We start from the raw sequence: 19,662 nt of genomic DNA on the forward strand, positions 1-19,662 counted from the left end.
CATCAATAAGCATTATTAATTTTTAATCAAACTAATACGTTAAGCAAATTTACATAAAAAAAGCCTTATTACTGTGAATAAGGCTTTATGTTTTTAAGTGATTAGTGTTGGTTTATATAGCATTACCATCCAATTAAATAACGACTTTTTTTGCTGAGCACCTTTTTAAGGGCAACAGCAATAAAATAAGAAATGAAGATAACTCCCATGGTCACAATCAATGTTGTGAGAATGTTTCCTTGTCCATTAAAACCAAATAAGTCGGGACTTTCGTAAATCATCCACCAAGGTGTTGTGAGCCAAGGGTGAATAAAGTAAATCGCAAAACTAACTTCGGCGAGTTTTTGCAGTGGCTTAATACTGATATGTTCAAATTTATTTAAAATCGCCAAAATGACCAAAGTAAGTAGTATTTTTTGCGGCAACATTAAGTCCGGCACAGTGAACTCAAACGCAGCTTTATTTAATACCCCAGCGCCAAACCAGTAGGCTTGACCGACAGCAAGCAAGATGGCTATTACCAACATCACTAACCAGTATTTATCGATAAATGGAAATAGCTTATCTCGGTGTGCCGATCCCCAAACACCAAACAGATATACAGGTAAAAAGTAAAACAACGACTGAATTGCATTAAGGTTGGATTCGGGTCGATGAATAATCATCGCAATAATAAAGAGGGGAATCGCGACGATTAACAAATGCTGACGTTTAATCAAATGCATCACCCAAGGTGAAAGCGCAAATAGCATCATTCCCATAGGGATATACCAATAAGCAGTTAACGTTCTGCCTGTTATAACGTACCAACTTGCAGCTACGGCAGGTTTGTCTATATCGGCATATAAAACATGCAAAGCAGGATCTGTTCCTGCAGTTATGTGCCAAATAATCCAAGGTAAAGATAAAAGTAGATAAGGAACAAATACAAACTTGGTCTTGCTCTTCATGTATTTTTTATAGTCCCAGCGATGGTAAAACACGTGATGAAACAAAAAGCCTGAGATAAAGACAAAAAAGACTGTGCCATTCATCATTAAGTTGAACCATGCTTTATCCGCTAAAGTCTCTAATTGCCAACCAGCGGGGCGGTAACAATGTGCCATCACAATAAAAATAATCGCAATCCCGCGAAAATGATTAATGCTGTTTAAAAAGCCTTTTTTCTCCGCAGGGTTAACCTTAGGTGTTGCAGCATTAGTTTCCATATTAAGCCTTGATATTATTGTAATTAACTATCGCCCTCGATTGTATTCCTATTGTGCTTATATTGTTAATAAATGACAACATGCTTTCCCATTCTGTTTGAAGTGACTTTTTCTAACAACAAAATGTACTGATTAATTGACGTTAACGTTAGACCTTTGTCGACAATATATGGGTTTTATATTGAGTTTATAATCAAATGAGACTATATTGTCGACAATTGGTCGTAATTTGACAGTAGAGTAACGATGACATTTTTCAACGAACACCCCATTACCGCAGCGGACAAAACTTTTTTTGAATTAAGAAAGGATATTGTTGAAGGTGAAATTGCTGCAGGCTCAAAGCTGAGTGAAACAGAATTGTCGACAAACTATCAAGTAAGCCGAGCTGTCATTCGTGAAGCGATTAATCGCTTAGAGTCATGTCATTTGGTTGAACGAAAAGCCAATGTAGGGGCTCGAGTTGTTGCGTTGTCGCCAGAAGGATTACTTGAACTGTATCAAGTTCGTGAATCGCTTGAAGGAATGGCTGCAAGACTTGCCGCAAAAAACATGACTGACGCAGAAATTGCCGACTTGAATGGTTTACTAAATCATCATTTCGACGAAGTTCAATCAGGCGAGTCTTATTACCAAGAAGCGGGAGACGTGGATTTCCACTATCGCATCATTCTAGGTAGCAAAAACAAGCATCTTATTTCAGTACTGATTGATGGTATGTACCACCTTATTCGTATGTATCGAGTGCAATTAGGCATGGCTGGGCCACGGGTGACAACAGCATTTGATGAGCATAAACATATCGTTAAAGCCATTGGCAACCGTGATGAAGAATTAGCTGAAATGCTGATGCGCCGACACATTATGTATTCAAAAGCCAATATCGAAAATAAGCTCGATAACGACAAGCAAAACAATCGCTAGAAAGTATCAATATTTGTGGGCTAATACAGCTCAAGTACAAACAATAACAATAGAGAGGGAAATCATGAGTGCTGGTAAAAAGTTCCGTCAAGCTTTAGTTGACAATAAACCATTACAAATCGTCGGTACCATTAATGCTTATGCTGCCATGATGGCAAAACAAATTGGTCATCAGGCTATTTACCTATCTGGTGGCGGGGTTGCTAATGCATCATACGGTTTACCGGATTTAGGCATGACATCATTAAATGATGTGATAGTTGACGTACAACGAATCACCTCTGCGTGTGATTTACCTTTAATGGTCGACATCGATACGGGATGGGGTGGTGCATTTAATATTGCGAAAACTATCCGTGATATGGAGAAAGCTGGCGCTGCAGCCGTGCATATGGAAGACCAAGTGGCTCAAAAGCGCTGTGGTCATCGTCCAAATAAAGAGATTGTATCAACTGAAGAAATGGTCGACCGAATCAAGGCGGCAGTCGATGCTAGAACCGACCCAGATTTTTTCATCATGGCACGCACAGACTCGTTTGCCCAAGAGGGATTAGAGGCGGCGATTGAACGCGCAAAGGCTTATGTAGCAGCAGGCGCGGACGGTATTTTTGCTGAAGCGGTTAAGACCGAAGCGCATTATCGTGCTTTTTCTGAAGCACTAGATGTGCCTATTTTGGCCAATATTACTGAATTTGGCCAAACAGAACTGTGGAATAAAGAGCAATTAGGCGAATGGGGCGCAGACATGGTGCTTTATCCATTAAGTGCATTCAGAGCGATGAATAAAGCAGCTGAAACAGTTTATAGCGTTATTTTGACTGATGGCGATCAGAAAGCGGTTGTCGACACGATGCAGACTCGTATGGATTTATACGATTACTTGGGTTATCACGATTACGAGCAAAAGTTAGATAGCTTATTTGCTGAAGGTAAAAACAAGTAATTTTACCCGTTTATCTTGACCTGTCAGAACGCAAGGTTTGCTTGAAAAGTATACAGATCTTGTTTTGGAACAAAGTAAGTTTCTGGTAAATAGATAAATTAGACAAAGCGGCTTAGCCCCTACAGATAACAATTAAAAACATAAAAGAATAGGACATCATTATGGTAGACAAGAAATTAAGTGGCGCAGGACTTCGTGGCCAAAGCGCAGGTGAAACAGCATTATGCACCGTAGGTAAATCTGGTTCAGGGTTGACTTATTGCGGTTACGATGTTGCTGATTTATCTGAAAATGCCACTTTTGAGGAAGTCGCATATTTACTTTTTAACGGTGAATTACCTACGGTAGATCAATTAGCAAGTTACAAAGCGGCGTTAATGGAACAGCGTGATTTACCACAGGCGTTAAAAGAAGTATTGCAGCGTATTCCAGCCGATGCACACCCAATGGATGTTATGCGTACAGGCTGTTCATTCCTTGGTAATCTTGAACCGGAAGCTGACTTTAGCCAGCAAAACACTGCTGCAAATCGCTTGTTAGCAGCCTTTCCTGCAATCATGTGCTATTGGTACAAATTCAGCCATGAAGGCGTTGAGATTGACTGTGTCACTGATGAAGATTCAATTGGCGGTCACTTCTTAAAGTTATTACGTGGCGAGACACCTTCGGAGCAGCACCGTAAAGTGATGGACGTGTCGTTAATTCTTTATGCAGAGCATGAGTTTAATGCATCAACTTTCACAGCACGTGTTTGTGCGTCAACATTATCAGATATGTTCTCGTGTATCACAGGTGCAATTGGTACTTTACGTGGTCCACTGCATGGTGGAGCAAATGAAGCTGCAATGGATATGATCCAAAAGTTCACTTCGCCAGAAGATGCTAAAACACAAATGGCTGGCATGCTTGAACGTAAAGAAAAAATAATGGGCTTTGGCCATGCGATTTACCGCACGTCGGATCCACGTAATGTCATCATTAAAGCGTGGTCAGAAAAGTTAGCCCATGAATTTGGTGATACTAGCTTATATGATATTTCTGTTGCCTGTGAAGAGTTCATGTGGGACACCAAAAAGCTTTTTTGTAATGCAGATTTCTTCCACGCTTCAGCTTATCACTTCATGGGGATCCCAACGAAGTTATTCACGCCAATCTTTGTTTGTTCACGCCTAACAGGCTGGGCTGCACATGTGATGGAGCAACGTTCAAATAACCGTATTATTCGCCCAAGTGCTGATTATACTGGTTCAGAACCTCGCACTGTAACACCGATTGCACAAAGATAATGGTGGAAGGTTAACGTGTTGTCCTTTGTCAGCACTTTTGATTTATGCGACACGTTAACCTTTTTACTTTGTTCCAGCTAACGCCATAGTGCGTGGATCATGGAAGCTAACATGAATACCTTATACAGAAAAAACCTTGCAGGCACCCAACTAGATTATTTTGATACTCAAGCTGCGGTAGATGCTATTTCCCCTGGTGCTTTTGCAAAACTACCTTACTCATCACGCGTTTATGCTGAAAATTTAGTAAGACGCTGCTCTCCTGAAACCTTAACAGATTCACTTAAACAAATTATTGAACGCAAGCGCGATTTAGATTTTCCTTGGTATCCTGCGCGTGTAGTTTGTCATGATATTTTAGGTCAAACTGCATTAGTGGATTTAGCAGGACTACGCGATGCAATTGCTGAAAAGGGTGGAGACCCATCCAAATTAAACCCTGTTGTGCCAACGCAGCTTATTGTGGATCACTCTTTGGCTGTCGAGCATGCAGGTTTTGAAAAAGATGCTTTTGAGAAAAATCGTGCTATTGAAGATCGACGTAATGACGATCGATTCCACTTTATTAACTGGACCAAAACGGCCTTTGAAAATATTGATGTTATTCAGCCAGGTAACGGCATTATGCATCAAATTAACCTTGAAAAAATGTCACCAGTTGTGCAATCCCGTGAAGGCGTTGCTTTTCCGGATACACTTGTTGGGACTGATAGTCATACACCGCATGTTGATGCATTAGGTGTTATTGCTATTGGTGTCGGTGGCTTAGAAGCTGAAAGCGTGATGCTGGGGCGTCCATCTTATATGCGTCTACCTGATATTGTGGGTGTCGAGCTTATTGGCGAGCGCCAACCCGGTATTACCGCAACTGACATTGTGCTGGCAATTACTGAGTTTTTACGTGAACAAAAAGTGGTCTCTACTTACCTTGAGTTTTATGGTGAAGGCGCTGAAAATCTCACACTAGGTGATCGCGCGACTATTTCAAACATGACGCCTGAGTTTGGCGCGACAGCCGCGATGTTCTATATCGACGATAAAACGCTCGACTATCTTAGATTAACTGGTCGTGACGCAGAGCAAGTTGAACTGGTTGAAACATATGCAAAAGCCAATGGCTTATGGGCTGATTCACTTAAACATGCTGAATATGAACGGGTTCTGAAATTTGATATTTCGACAGTCGGGCGTAATATCGCTGGGCCTTCAAACCCTCACCGCCGAGTCTCAACGACAGATCTTGCTGCAAAAGGTATCAGTGGCGAAGTCGAAAATGAAGCGGGTTTAATGCCTGATGGCGCTTGTATTATTGCAGCTATTACCAGCTGTACTAATACGTCTAACCCTCGTAATGTGATTGCAGCAGGCTTACTTGCTCGCAACGCCAATGCGAAAGGGCTAACGCGTAAACCTTGGGTGAAAACATCATTAGCTCCAGGCTCGAAAGCGGTGCAACTCTACCTTGAAGATGCCAATTTGTTGCCAGAACTTGAAGCGCTTGGTTTTGGTATTGTGGGTTTTGCTTGTACAACTTGTAACGGCATGAGTGGCGCACTTGACCCTGTTATCCAGCAAGAAGTGATTGACCGAGACCTATACGCAACAGCCGTATTATCTGGTAACCGCAACTTTGATGGCCGTATTCATCCCTATGCAAAACAAGCGTTTTTGGCATCGCCGCCGCTCGTTGTTGCTTATGCTATTGCTGGGACAATCCGGTTTGATATTGAGAAAGATGTGCTAGGAAAAGACAGCGCAGGTAATGATATTCGCCTGAAAGATTTATGGCCTTCAGATGCTGAAATTGATGAGGTTATTGCTAAAAGTGTTAAACCTGAACAGTTCCGTCAAGTCTATGAGCCAATGTTTGATGTCAAAGTTGAATATGGCACAGGCTCAGCAAAAATTGATCCGCAATATGATTGGCGCCCACAAAGTACTTATATTCGTCGTCCTCCCTATTGGGAAGGGGCATTAGCAGGTGAGCGCACCATGAAAGGAATGCGGCCATTAGCAGTACTTGGGGATAACATCACAACTGACCATTTATCACCTTCAAATGCCATTATGCTCGACAGTGCTGCAGGTGCATACCTTGCTAAAATGGGCCTACCTGAAGTTGACTTTAACTCTTATGCAACGCATCGAGGGGATCACCTTACTGCACAGCGTGCCACCTTTGCTAACCCTAAATTATTTAACGAAATGGTGACGACAATAGGCAAAGATGGCAAGCCTGTGGTTAAGCAGGGCTCACTGGCTCGTATTGAACCTGAAGGACAAGAGACTCGCATGTGGGAAGCAATTGAAACCTATATGGATCGTAAACAGCCGTTGATTATTATTGCTGGCGCTGATTACGGCCAAGGGTCTAGTCGTGACTGGGCGGCAAAAGGTGTGCGCCTTGCTGGAGTTGAAGTTATTGTTGCTGAAGGGTTTGAGCGTATTCATCGCACTAACTTAGTGGGCATGGGTGTATTACCACTTGAATTCACCCAAGGTGACAATCGTCATACTTATCACATTGATGGCACTGAAACCTATGATGTTGTTGGTGAGCGAACTCCTGGCGCTGCGCTTGAACTCATCATCACACGTGCCAATGGTGAGCAAGTGACTGTTGCTGTGAAGTGTCGTTTAGATACGGCTGAAGAAGTGTCTATTTACGAGGCGGGCGGGATATTACAACGCTTTGCTAAGGACTTCTTAGAGGCAACTCATTAACGCTAACATGTCACTACCTCTTAGTGTTGACATATAGCTTAAACATTAGCTGATTAAAGCATTAACTGATTAACGTTTGCTTTATTTCAGCTAATTCATCTTAGGATAAAAGATGTCTACTATTGCACAAATTAAAATTCCGGCAACTTACATGCGCGGGGGGACCAGTAAAGGTGTTTTCTTTAACCTTACTGATTTACCCCAAGAGGCTCAAGTTGCAGGTCAAGCCCGCGATAACTTATTACTGCGAGTCATCGGCAGTCCAGATCCTTACGGCAAGCAAACTGATGGTATGGGCGGCGCAACATCCAGTACCAGTAAAACGGTTATCTTGTCTAAGAGTGAGCAAGCTGATCATGATGTTGATTACTTATTTGGCCAAGTTGCCATTGATAAACCCTTTGTTGATTGGAGCGGTAACTGCGGAAACTTAACCGCAGCCGTTGGATCATTCGCCATTTCTAATGGTTTGGTTGATAAGAGTCGTATACCTCAAAACGGTATTGCCGTGGTGAGAATATGGCAGGCTAATATCAGTAAAACCATCATCGCCCATGTACCTATGGTTAACGGTGAAGTACAAGAGACTGGCGACTTTGAGCTTGACGGTGTGACGTTTCCGGCTGCTGAAGTCTTGGTGGACTTTCTTGCCCCAGCTGATGCAGATGCAGCAATGTTTCCAACTGGGAATGTCGTTGATGAATTAGTTTTGCCACAATCAATTGCTGAGTTTAGTGCTAAAGAAATCTCATCTGCTAATTCATCCATTAAGGCAACGATGATCAATGCTGGTATTCCTACCATTTTTGTTAATGCTGCTGATATCGGTTATGTCGGCAATGAGCTACAAGATGAGATAAACAATGATGAAGGGGCGCTCGCTTTTTTCGAAATGCTTCGTGCCCATGGCGCAGTAAAAATGGGCTTGATTGACCATATAGATGAGGCTCAAGCAAGACAACATACGCCTAAAATAGCCTTTGTATCTCCACCTAGCGATTACACGTCGTCTAGCGGAAAAGCAATCAGTGCAGCGGATATTGATCTGCAGGTAAGGGCATTATCTATGGGGAAATTGCACCATGCGATGATGGGCACCGCTGCTGTTGCAATCGGTACCGCGGCGGCAGTGGAAGGTACATTGGTTAATTTAGCTGCTGGCGGGAAACCGCGAACGTCAGTGGTCTTTGGTCATCCTTCAGGTACGTTAAAAGTTGGTGCACAAGCCAGTGAAGATAATGGGAACTGGCAAGTTGATAAAGCCAGTATGAGCCGAAGTGCACGGGTGTTAATGGAAGGTTGGGTACGCATACCAGGTGATAGTTTTTAGCGCCACGCTTTTTGGCTTTATGGTGGACTTCATACTCAATAAAAGGCTTATAACGGTATCTGTTGTAAGCCTTTTTAATACCTATTTTAAGCATGGCACATTACATCGTGATGGAGAAAGCGCTTTAATCTATTAAAGTCATCTAAATAATATTTATTAGTGCTTTTACTATAGGTGAAATATAGCTAAAACTAATGCGGATAATCTTATCTATATATTCTAATTTATATGATAAGTATCTATACAAAATAACTTACGATTGAAGGTGTTTGCTATTTCTCAGTCAACTTTACGCTCATCGACGTCTAAAGCTGCCGATTCTCTTTTAAAGACTTGTTTGTTAACTGTGCTAGCAATCATTGCCTTTGCGGCTAACTCTGTTTTAAGTCGATTGGCCTTAGCTGAAGAGGCGATAGATGCAGCAAGCTTTACCGCAGTAAGACTGATTACTGGGGCTTTAGTGCTGTTAATCATTGTTAGTGTTAAATCACTCCGTCATAGGCAATCAATTAATCTGTTAAAGGTCGTTAAACCAGTTTCGGGCAGTTGGTTTGCCAGTATTATGTTATTCATTTATGCAGTGACCTTTTCGTATGCGTACATCACTGTGGATACTGGCACTGGCGCCCTAATACTTTTTGGTTCAGTGCAATTAACGATGATAGCCATATCGCTTTTATTCGGTACACGTTTATATCTTGCCGAGTGGGTTGGTATTTTGATGGCGTTTTCAGGGTTAATTTATCTTGTGTTACCTGACGTCAGCTCACCGTCATTTAATGGCTTTATTTTGATGACTCTGTCAGGTGTTGCATGGGGAGTTTACACCCTTAAAGGGCGACATTCTCAAGCGCCAATTATGGATACAGCTTATAACTTTGCTCGCACATTACCTTTGGTTTTAGTGCTAATCATCGTGGCCTTTGATAGCTTACATTTTACTTATCAGGGGATAATATTGGCTGCCATAGCTGGTGGGTTAACTTCAGCGGTAGGTTACAGTATTTGGTATATTGCGCTAAAGGGGTTAAGTGCTACCCAAGCTGCAGTGATCCAATTATCTGTGCCGATAATTGCTGCAATAGGCGGGGTGATATTTGTGGCAGAGCCGATAACTTATCGTCTAATGATTTCATCTTTAGTGGTGTTAGGTGGCATTTTGACAGTGGTAATAGGTCGATACTATTCAATAAATGCAGCAACTAAAACCACAAACGAGACAAGGTAACCACAATCTAATTAATAAGCAGCCTCTGATGCGATATAGGCTGCTAAATGGGTTTAAATGAAGCTGCTCTTAGATATTAACTATTTCGATATGAACGACTCAGTATTAATGAGTGCCCCATAACCTTATTGCTAAACCTGATGCCCTTGAAGTGACTTGTTGACATGCTTTTTCAAAAACATAAGGCGAGCCTAAACAAATAAAGTGTTCTTTAGCACGAGTGATTGCGGTGTAAACAAGTTCTTTTGTGAGCAATTGCCATTGAGCGTTGCTGGGCTTTTGCGGTAATACAAAAGCTACTTGTTCAAACTCACTGCCTTGGCTTTTATGTACGGTCATCGCAAAGCAGGTGTCGTGGTTAGGTAAGCGAGCAGGCTGTACTTTTAATAAGCTACCGTCGGCTTTAACAAAATAAGCCATTAAGCGTTCTGGTTTTTGCTCGTCTTGTAAAATAAGCCCGATATCACCGTTAAATAAGCCTAAGTTGTAATCATTACTTTGAATGATGATTGGGCGACCTAAGTAAAACTCTTGGCTTGGCTTGATCCATTGATTTTCTTTAAGCACATTGGTCATCGCAAGGTTCATCCCATCTACGCCAAACTCGCCTGAACGCATCGCGCATAAAATGCGGTATTGGTTAAAACTGTCGATAATGGCTGTTGGGCTATATAAGTTTTCCAGCGCCGCTGAGCTAGATTCAAGTTGCGTATAGGCATATTGGTTATCAAGGATCATTTGCAAGTACTGACCATAAGCTGCAACAGATACCTGTAGAAGTTGCAGACTTTGAGTGTTTGCTTGGGTTTTACTTGTGCTTGCTGCAGGAGAATGTCCTTGAGTTGTAGCTTGAGCCTGATGTTCAATCCAAGTGAGCTCTTGGTGACCATGCTGCCATTCTCGGCGAATACCCGCAATATCGACATAATTAACAGCACTCGCTAATAAACCAATACCAGCATCGCCTTTAAACCTGTGGCTGTGCATTAACATACAAAGGTTGTCACCAATCATAGGTTGGGGGTGAACGAATTGGCTGGTGGGTTGATGGGTCAGTTTTTCAAGCAACTGAGCTTGCTCGGCAGAGTAACGCATTTGCCAAGGCTGAGTTGTAGTGTTTGCATTTACTTGATGCTGTTGAAGGCCAGAACAGATATCAGCAAGGACTGCGCCAGCTTCAACAGAGGCTAATTGATCTTGATCGCCCAATAAAATTAGCCGTGCATTGAGTGGTAATGCACTGAGCAATTTATGCATCATGGGTAAGTCCACCATGGACGCTTCATCTACGACTAATAAATCTAATCGCAATGGATTGGCTTTATTATGGCGAAAGGTGTGAGAATTCGGAATCACGCCTAATAAACGGTGCAAAGTCGCTGCTTCTTCAGGGATACGTGTTAGCGCATCTTTAAGTTCCTGTTTACCAGTCTGTTCTACCTGACTTGCTAGCCTTGCTTTTGATGCTTTAATTGATTCACTTAATCTTGCGGCAGCTTTCCCTGTTGGCGCCACTAACTTGATGGTCAATGATGACTGAGTTAATAGCAATAATAATAGTTTGGTGACTGTGGTGGTTTTACCGGTTCCAGGCCCGCCAGTAATTACCGCTAAAGATTTAGTTAATGCGGTTGCTGTAGCCACTTTTTGCCAATTGATGAGAGGTTCATTCGTGTTGTTCTGTTTACTATTTACTTGCTCATCAAACAAATCATTAAGGTAGGCTGGCAGTAACTCAGTATTGGCCACTAAGTTGATAGCTGCCATTTGATTAAGCCGTTGAGCAACTTGAGCCTCGAAATGATAGTATTTGTTTAGATACAGGCGTCCATATTCAATGATTAATGGCAAATTATCTTCGGGCTCACCAACACAACTTAGTTGTTTGATTTCATCCTCTAACTGCCCATGATTAATTTTTATCTGGCATAAAGCCAATTGTTCACATAACGGGTTTTCGAGGTTGATATCACTGATCACTAAACAACTGTGTTGGCTAGACAGTTGCTGGCTTAATAAGGCGCATATAAACAGTAAAAACGCGTCATCTTGCTGTCTATGACTGGCATCAATATGGCTACGCTGCATTTTTACCATTTCTAACGCAAAATGTCGGTCAAGAGGCGTTATAAGACCCTGTTGTTGCCAGTGTTTCAGTAATTGTTGAATGGGGGCTTGTAATTGGAGTATTGAATTCATTTTAGCGACTCCAAATAGGCGTCATCACCTTGTTGAAATAACCTGTCTAATGCGTCTATAAGCGCTTGAGGAGGCTTATCAAAAAAGACGCCAGATTGAGGCTCATGTGGTGTCATTCCACGTAAAAATAGATAGAAGCAACCGCCAATATGTGTATTGTAATCATACTGCGGAAGCCTTAATGCTAAGTAACGGTGCAGCGCTAAGGTGTACAAAATATATTGCAGATTATAACGATGACTGCTGATGGCTTTTGCCATTGCATGAGTATCGTAATCACTAAAATTTTCACCTAAATGATTCGATTTGTAATCGGCAATATAAAAACGTCCTTGGTACTCGAAGGTTAAATCAATAAAGCCTTTGAGCATGCCTTGTAATTCATCAAACTCAAAGCCAGCATCGTAGCCAAATTGAGATAATATTGTATTTAACCCTTGGGCTTTAAGACGAGTAATTGGTAGATAAAACTCCATTTCAACCAATGTTTGTTTTGGCGTTAGCTCACTTAAGCTAATGATATTTCCATCTGAGTTCAGCAGTTGTTGATCATTGTCGATAAAGCCGGTGAGTAATGGAGTATGTAGTATTTGCTGATACCATTCGGTTAAGGTATTCGTCCATGTCTCTTTATCAAAACCGTATTGCTCCATGGCTTTTTCTAGCGCAGGAGCAAGTTCAATATCGGCTTGGGTGAAGTCAAATAATTCCATTACTAAATGCATAAAGCTACCCGCATTGGCGCCGCGCTCAAAGGTGAAGCGATTAATGGCATTAACTTCTGCTTCACTATCAAATGGGTTGATGTCATTACTGGGTTCAGATGCAACTTGTAGCTCTTGGCTGAAATCTTCATCGTCAGCGCCAGGTGACACTTTTTCATGAGCTAAGTGTTTTACTAAACCAGAATAACTTCCGACACGCCAAGGCGTATCGTAACCTCGATTGAGTGTATTGGCAGCTAAGGCTTCTAAAGACGTTTGGCTGTCAACAAATACGGACTCATCGATTTGATTAATTTCAGTGATACTGATTGCACAGCGGTATAGTTCATCATCCGATTCCAGATGCAGTAATTTTTGTGCTTGCTGTTCTAGCTGTTCAAAATCGCAATCTTTGCTGGTGATGCCAAGTAAATAACCGATTGCAGTCTCAAATAATTGACTACTAATGCCTGCTTTTAACATACGGCTGTGATTGGCTATATAGAGATAGCATACATACACAGGGCGGGTTAGGGCGACGTATAACAAGCGTAAATCTTCAGCGAGGTTTTCTTGTTTGTATTGCTCCCAACCATCTTTGGTGCCTTCTACATCCCAAATGAGTTGATCATCTTGGTGATACAGCATTGGTGTCGGCTTTCTGCGATTGTCACGGGCTAAACTGATAAAAGGCACAAAACAAACAGGGTACTCAAGGCCTTTACTCTTATGAATCGTGACAATTTGAACAAGATTCTGCTCACTTTCTAATCTTAACTGTTGCTCATCACTGCCTTGAGCTTCAATTAATTGTTGCTCAAACCAATTAATCAATGCGCTACTGCCATCAAGTTCAGTGGCTTTTTGCTGCAATAACTCAGAGAGATGACGAAAATCGGTTAAGCGTCGCTCACCACTCTCATGAAGTTGACTGGTATCATTCTCTGACTCAATTTTGTTGTCAATTTTTGAATGACTATGACTATGACTATGACTATGACTTTGAGACAAAAAGCGTCGAATAAGCTGAGTTTCATTAGCCAATGATAACAGTGCAGGCATGATCCCATGCCTAGACCATAATTGGTGCCATTGTGCGAAGGTGTCTAATAAGGTTTGTCGCTGCTCTTCATCTTGATTGAACTGATGAATTTGCAAGGCGTTATAACCCATGAGTTCAGTCGCCATTGCGGCTCGCAAACAGCGTTCATCTTTTGGTGTGGCAAGGGCTCGCAGAATGATGGCGAGTTCAAAAGCTTCTTGGGTTTTAAAAACACTATCACGACTTAAAAAAACTGCGCCGATATTACGCTGACTTAATGCCTGCTTCATTACGGCCGCTTCATTTCTGTCTCTCACTAATACAGCAATATCTTTAGCCACGAGTGCTTTACCATTATGGTGGCATTGTCCTGCTTGAGATTCAGTGAGCAGTCGTTTAATTTCACTGGCTGCATCACCAGCGAGTTGTTTTCTAGCGGTGGTTTTGTTTAATCCGCTTTCATTTTCAGATAACAATTTTATTCGAAGAGCTGAGCGGTCATTATTCGCTTCAGTAAGTATTTTTGTATCGGCGCTTTTTGGCGTGTTAACGACATCATAAGGAATCGCATCGCTGATAAAAGGATCATCGTGCTGGCTAAATAATTGATTCACCCCATTAACCAAAGCGGTTGATGAGCGATAATTCGTTTCAAGGTTGTAATGCGATTGAGTTTGTTTTCTTGCACTAATATAGGTATGAATATCGGCACCACGAAAAGCATAAATGGCCTGCTTAGGATCGCCAATCATGAGTAAACTCAGTTTTTCTAGTTGAGTCTGTTGCTGATAAATTGCTGAAAATATCGCAAATTGAAGCGGGTCAGTATCTTGGAATTCATCAATTAATGCCACAGGAAAGCGTGTTGAAATCGCTTTTGCTAATTGCTGTGCAGTTTGTGTATTTGATGCCATTGCCATGTCGTCAAATTCTGCGTCATTTTCTGAGTTAGCTTCTGAGTTCGCTTCTGAGTTAGTTTCGTTAGTGGCTACAGAATGAAGCGCCCCAGCTAAAGTCATCAGTAAGTCATCTGGTGTCATTAAGTTGCGCTGCGCTTTTTGCATAGCAAAACGTAACTTAATACCCTCTTTGGCTTTAACTAAAAAAGCCGGTTTAATTTGGTTAATTAAGTCGAATAAGCGCTCGATATGATCCAATAATGGTGCTTCAGATGGTGTGGGTATTTCGCCGCCTTTATTGAGTTTAAGTCCTGATAATGCCAGCATTTCAAGTTCTTTAATTGGCGGCAAACTCGCGTGCTCAGCACTAGCCCAATGAGTTAGTTTATCAAACATGGCTGCAAGCTTGGGGTAATCATCGGCTTTTTTACCAAACCTTGCGCCGTTTAAAGGCAAGCTATGTAGTAATTCAAGTTCTGCTTCACTATCTGCTTTCCAGCGCATTTTAAAACGAGATAAGCTTTGACTTAGCTCTGCGGTGAGCTTGTTAAAGTCTTTAGTAACAAGAGAAGTATTGGCTTGGGTTGCACCTAATAATTGCCGTAATTGCTTCGCTAGTTCATCAGGGTTACCAAACTCATTTGCAATGACTTGGGCTAATACTGGCGGTAGTGGGTAACAGGCTTCACGCCAGAAATCTCGAACGGCATGATGTAAAAATTCACTGTCATCCAGAGTAAATTCAGACTCAAACAGTAAAGATGACTCGAATGCCATATCCGATAGAATGCGCTGACAGAAACCATGAATGGTAAAAATGGCTGCTTCATCTAATGATTTTAAGGCTAAATCTAATCGCCTTAATGCCATTGAATGTTCGTCGACAGGCATTTGTTGATAAAGGGCATTGACGAAGGCATCGTCGGTTTCAAGACCAAGAAAGCATTTAAACGCCACTTGAATACGCTTACGAATACGGTCACGAAGTTCTTCTGTTGCCGCATTGGTAAAAGTCACCACCAAAATTTGTTCACAAGTTAATGGCGCTTTGTCTCTATCACCTAATAACAAGCGTAAGTACAAACCCGATATTGTATAGGTTTTACCTGTACCAGCACTGGCTTCGATTAAGCTACTGCCTGCAAAAGGTAAAGTGAGCGGGTCAAGCTTAGTGACGTTGGTCATTAGTGGCTACCCTCTGTGTTAACACTGGTGATCTCGCTAATGTATTCATCTAACTCTGCTAATGTTCCTTTGTGATACACACTCAGCATAGGACTCAATAATTGCATCGCTGTGTGGCCAAACTCAACTTCGGTAAAGTCATCTGGAAATTGAAATAATCGTTTGTTATGGGGATCGTTACCTTCGCCAAATTCTTTTTGCTCATCTATCCATTGGCTTTGAGCTGCTAATAACTTGTCAGCATGCTCGCCTTCGGCTTCAACGTAGGCAAGGGCTGTGCGAGGCATAAAGCATAATGGTTTGTTTTGACCATTAAGGTAACCTTGCACAAATTGCTGTAGCAGTGTGTGGGCTTGAGCCTGCTTTATGGCAGTAAAGGCATGAAAATGACCGATATCTAATAGGTAACTGTTTTTTTCAATGCCAGAAGCATTGATACAAAGATGACGTAAGTACACTCGTAAAAAGTCACGACCATGGGCTGTGCCAGGTCGATAATTAATTTGACCTTTAGGATAAATATTATCGATACGACCGACGACATTGACTTGAATGTTTTGCTGCTGATTCAACGGCATGTGGTTAAAGCACAAATCAACATCAACTTCTCGCGTGTTTTCTTGCTCCGCGGTTAAAAATTGAATTCGACCAATTAATGGAGCGATATCTCGCTGATATTGGTTAAGCAACAAGTCATCAAAAGGACGCATCGGAAGCTCGCCGCTGGCTTTTAATTGGGCGATAAATTCCATATCTGCGTGCTCTAACTGGTTGCTAATCGCACTGTCTAGCAGGGACGATTGCAGTTTATATCGCTCGAGTGAATCTAAGTTAAACGGCTCATCATTATCATCAGCTTGAATACGAAGATTGAAATCTACTTTTAAGCTGCGATTTAAAAAAAATTGTGCTGGGCTGCGATAAAACCGAAGCAAGGCTGAAAGCTCAAGTGTGTGTCGGCCAATATCTGCATTAGGTACGTCCGCTGTTGCTTGGGCGGACATTGCTTCTTCAAGTTGCCAATCAATATCGATGGTTTGTTTAGCTGTAATAAAAGGGCGTTGACTTTCTGCGCTGGGATCATGTTGTGGCGGACACCATTGATGATTATAACTTTGCATTAATGATGGCGAGCTATTTGTTGAGTGCTGTTCGCTTGGGGAAAATAACTTTGCGTCGAAAGGCTGTAATGGTTGCTGAATAATTAGATGCTCAATAATGGCGAGGTTTGCGTCATCGTTATTGATATCTCTGCGCTGTTTATTATTCGTGAGTAAACGATAATCCGCAAAATAACAAAGCTGATAATATTCAATTAACTCAGATACTAACATTGACGGAATACGCTCAGCATTATCACGCTCAGAGTGGCCAATGTAACTAATATAAAGTTGTTGTCGAGCTGATAATAAGGCTTCTAAAAATAGGTATCTGTCATCTAAACGACGAGAGCGGTCACCTTTCATTGCGCCGTTATGCGCCATTAAGTCAAAGCCAACAGGGTGTTGAACTCGTGGGTAAACCCCATCATTCATACCAAGTAAACAAACGACTTTAAATGGAATGGAGCGCATTGGCATAAGGGTGCAGAAGTTAACGCTGCCCGCTAGATAACGCTGACCCACACGGGATTCGTTAAGACGATGATTAAACCATTGTTTTAATACTTCAATATCGAGCGAACCTTGATGGCCTGCAGCTTCTAACTCATCCTTTAAAGCGGTGAGCGCTTCGCGAATGGTTTGTACTTGTTCACGTTCGTCATCATCAGCTTCAAAGAATACTTCCAGCAGTTGATAGAGTTGCTCAATACGCTCAAGCGTAGGGCAAGGGGTTGCAAGTTGAAGTTGGTATTCGTCAATGGCTTCTAAAAAGTTGAGTAAAAACCCTAACGTTTGTGCTGACTGTCCTTCAACCCCTTTAACCAGCAAAGTGTCATGATAAATAGAGGACTCATCATTAAACGCGTAGCCTTGAATTAACCGTGTAATACCAAAAGCCCAAGAGTTTTGATTAAAACCTGGTACACCCTGTTGAACGCGGGTGTGTTCATCACGCCCCCAGCGAACGTTAGCATCATCTAACCAGCGCCTAATAAGCTGTAATCCGTCATCATCGAGTTGAAATTTACGTAAAATGGCTGGCACTTCAAGAATGCTAACAATCTCAGTTAAGCCAAAGCGGCTTTGATTAATATTGAGTAAGTTTAAAAAACTATTGATTAATGGAGATTCTTGCGCAGCACCTCGGTCAGCAATGGCATAAGGAATATAGCGATTGCCATGTTGTTGCTGACTGTTTCCTGTGCCAAAAACAGCGTCGATGTAGGGGGCGTAAGCGGCCACATCTGGCATCATTATCACAATGTCTTTTGGTAATAAGTCGGCATCATTTGATAATAAATGTAAAAGGTGGTCGTGCAGCGTTTCGACTTCTCGCAATGGACTATGACAGCTGCGCAATGTGATGGAATCGTCGCTTGAATGTAATGTTCTTCGAGCTTCGGTGTTTTGATAAAAATGCGCATCTGGCCCTAATGGCTCACCTAAGGTTTCCATTTGCAAAATATCATATTGCAAACCATGTAGTAGGCTTAACTCATCGGTGGATTGGCTGGGTTCAACATAACAATCATAACTAAAATCAGTATGCTCTGCAGGTAGCGCGAGCATTAAATCCAATAGCTCACGGCCCATTTTTCCGTTGTTCGCTAAGATAGGGTTACCGACTTCAAGTTTTTCTTCCCATTGCTCGCCTAGCTGCTTTTTATTGGCATACTGAAGCGCCATGCGAGCACGGGCTTTCGGGTCAACAATATCCCCCCAGTAATGCTGGCAAGGACTGAGTGAGAACATAATAACTTCAATACGTTCTGCAAGGTGATATAGCACTTCTAACGTTTGCGGAGGCATAGATGAAATACCAAATACAAATAAACGTTCAGGTAGAGATTCGATTACCGTATTTGGGTTTTGCAGTGCTGTAATTAAATCCTGATGCAAGTTAGCTCTGTGATACAAACTGGCATTAACTTGATGTTGGTTGTATTCAATTAATGCTCGCCATAGTTTAGGTTGCCATAACTGATTATCTTCAAGAGACAAAGGATGCTCATTTTGCTCCCAGCCAAGTATCCAGTGTGGACGGTATACTAAATATTGATCGAATATATCGGCTATTCGACCACATAATTGGTATAGCTTCATCGCATCAAAATGTTGTTGATGTTGAGCATATAAAGGTGAGAGTTCGTTGCTAGTCGTAGTGGGTTCGACTAATGTACTCGCTTGCTGCTCAAGGTAAGCTTTTAATGGCGCAAAATCTTCATCCGTTAATAACTTGGGTAACAAGTCCATTAACTTCCACGTCATTGCAGCTTTAGTAAACGCATTGTCTTTTGGAACATCAGGTAAGAGTTCGTGGCATAATTGCCAAGTAAAACTTGAAGGCAATGGGAATGAAAGCGCTGCAGCAATGCCATTGTATTTAGCGACTTCAAGCCTTAACCAAGTCGACATACCTGGGCTTTGTACCAAGATATGTTCACTGGCCAGTAAATGCGTTGAATCAAGTGGAATTGCCAACATTTTAGAAAGTTGTTCCGATAACACTTCCATCTGATTTGATTGAATTAATCTAAGCATAACTGACTCGAAAGCTGATGATAAAAACCATTCTAAGTGGTTGTAATGTCGTTTTAAAGACTTTTATGTAGGACTCATTTTACTGGGTCATAAATACGCCTAATCGCGTTAAAACCACGGTTGTCTTTATGCTTACTGACGAGAGTCTGACAAGTTAGTGCAATGAACATCGCTTTGCCTCCTGAAATCTTTAGCGTCGCTTTATGAGGTTTTGTTTTCGGATGTCTGATTGTGATGACAAAAGTTCGAGGAAATATTGAGATGGATAATCTTGCTCACGCTTGAATTAACCCTAGATTCGCTTGTTTTGAGCCAATCTATAATTAGATAATCTAAATATTGGTTA

The 19,662-nt window shown here is 41.8% G+C and carries 10 protein-coding genes; 6 read left to right on the forward strand and 4 right to left on the reverse strand.

Annotated elements, in window-relative coordinates; all coding sequences use genetic code 11:
* Positions 1 to 122 precede the first annotated feature (122 nt).
* Positions 123 to 1,208, reverse strand: a complete 1,086-nt coding sequence (locus SJ2017_RS08280; protein WP_080915456.1) for an acyltransferase family protein — start codon at positions 1,206 to 1,208, stop codon at positions 123 to 125.
* A 246-nt stretch (positions 1,209 to 1,454) separates the two neighbouring features.
* Between SJ2017_RS08280 and SJ2017_RS08285 the strand changes: the two genes are divergently transcribed.
* The 6 genes from SJ2017_RS08285 (at position 1,455) to SJ2017_RS08310 (ending at position 9,643) form a co-directional block, all read left to right on the forward strand.
* Positions 1,455 to 2,132: a GntR family transcriptional regulator gene (locus SJ2017_RS08285; protein WP_080915457.1), complete on the forward strand. Its 678-nt coding sequence runs from the start codon at positions 1,455 to 1,457 to the stop codon at positions 2,130 to 2,132.
* Between the two features lie 64 nt (positions 2,133 to 2,196).
* Positions 2,197 to 3,075, forward strand: a complete 879-nt coding sequence (prpB, locus tag SJ2017_RS08290) for a methylisocitrate lyase (protein ID WP_080915458.1) — start codon at positions 2,197 to 2,199, stop codon at positions 3,073 to 3,075.
* Positions 3,076 to 3,236: 161 nt separating this feature from the next.
* Entirely contained in the window at positions 3,237 to 4,361 is a 1,125-nt protein-coding gene (prpC, locus tag SJ2017_RS08295; protein ID WP_065108344.1) for a bifunctional 2-methylcitrate synthase/citrate synthase, read from the forward strand.
* Positions 4,362 to 4,472: 111 nt separating this feature from the next.
* A complete protein-coding gene (acnD, locus tag SJ2017_RS08300; protein WP_080915459.1) occupies positions 4,473 to 7,085 on the forward strand; it encodes a Fe/S-dependent 2-methylisocitrate dehydratase AcnD in 2,613 nt (870 codons plus the stop codon).
* A gap of 112 nt (positions 7,086 to 7,197) precedes the next feature.
* Positions 7,198 to 8,415, forward strand: coding sequence for a 2-methylaconitate cis-trans isomerase PrpF (gene prpF / locus SJ2017_RS08305; protein ID WP_080915460.1), 1,218 nt, complete (start codon positions 7,198 to 7,200; stop codon positions 8,413 to 8,415).
* A gap of 337 nt (positions 8,416 to 8,752) precedes the next feature.
* Positions 8,753 to 9,643, forward strand: a complete 891-nt coding sequence (locus tag SJ2017_RS08310; RefSeq protein ID WP_244899789.1) for a DMT family transporter — start codon at positions 8,753 to 8,755, stop codon at positions 9,641 to 9,643.
* 105 nt (positions 9,644 to 9,748) lie between these two features.
* Here the strand turns inward: SJ2017_RS08310 and recD are convergent, their stop codons facing one another.
* Genes recD through recC form a run of 3 tightly spaced genes read right to left on the reverse strand, consistent with a single transcriptional unit; the run spans position 9,749 to position 19,316 of the window.
* Complete coding sequence (recD, locus tag SJ2017_RS08315; RefSeq protein ID WP_080915461.1) at positions 9,749 to 11,842, reverse strand: exodeoxyribonuclease V subunit alpha; 2,094 nt, start codon at positions 11,840 to 11,842, stop codon at positions 9,749 to 9,751.
* Positions 11,839 to 15,672 carry an exodeoxyribonuclease V subunit beta gene (gene recB, locus SJ2017_RS08320; protein WP_080915462.1) on the reverse strand — a complete coding sequence of 1,278 codons (3,834 nt, stop codon included), beginning with the start codon at positions 15,670 to 15,672 and terminating at the stop codon, positions 11,839 to 11,841. Before recB ends, recD begins: the two co-directional genes overlap by 4 nt.
* The gene (gene recC / locus SJ2017_RS08325) at positions 15,672 to 19,316 is read right to left on the reverse strand and encodes an exodeoxyribonuclease V subunit gamma (protein WP_080915463.1); all 3,645 of its coding nucleotides are present in this window, start codon (positions 19,314 to 19,316) and stop codon (positions 15,672 to 15,674) included. The genes recB and recC overlap by 1 nt, the downstream gene beginning before the upstream one ends.
* Positions 19,317 to 19,662 lie beyond the last annotated feature (346 nt).

Origin of the sequence: Shewanella japonica, from assembly GCF_002075795.1 — a bacterium.
GTDB lineage: Bacteria > Pseudomonadota > Gammaproteobacteria > Enterobacterales > Shewanellaceae > Shewanella > Shewanella japonica.

Bases quoted from the DNA above. Each gene is read 5' to 3' on its own strand.
- SJ2017_RS08280 (WP_080915456.1), bottom strand. From the start codon at position 1,208: ATGGAAACTAATGCTGCAACACCTAAGGTTAACCCTGCGGAGAAAAAA.
- SJ2017_RS08285 (WP_080915457.1), top strand. From the start codon at position 1,455: ATGACATTTTTCAACGAACACCCCATTACCGCAGCGGACAAAACTTTT.
- prpB (WP_080915458.1), top strand. From the start codon at position 2,197: ATGAGTGCTGGTAAAAAGTTCCGTCAAGCTTTAGTTGACAATAAACCA.
- prpC (WP_065108344.1), top strand. From the start codon at position 3,237: ATGGTAGACAAGAAATTAAGTGGCGCAGGACTTCGTGGCCAAAGCGCA.
- acnD (WP_080915459.1), top strand. From the start codon at position 4,473: ATGAATACCTTATACAGAAAAAACCTTGCAGGCACCCAACTAGATTAT.
- prpF (WP_080915460.1), top strand. From the start codon at position 7,198: ATGTCTACTATTGCACAAATTAAAATTCCGGCAACTTACATGCGCGGG.
- recD (WP_080915461.1), bottom strand. From the start codon at position 11,842: ATGAATTCAATACTCCAATTACAAGCCCCCATTCAACAATTACTGAAA.
- recB (WP_080915462.1), bottom strand. From the start codon at position 15,672: ATGACCAACGTCACTAAGCTTGACCCGCTCACTTTACCTTTTGCAGGC.
- recC (WP_080915463.1), bottom strand. From the start codon at position 19,316: ATGCTTAGATTAATTCAATCAAATCAGATGGAAGTGTTATCGGAACAA.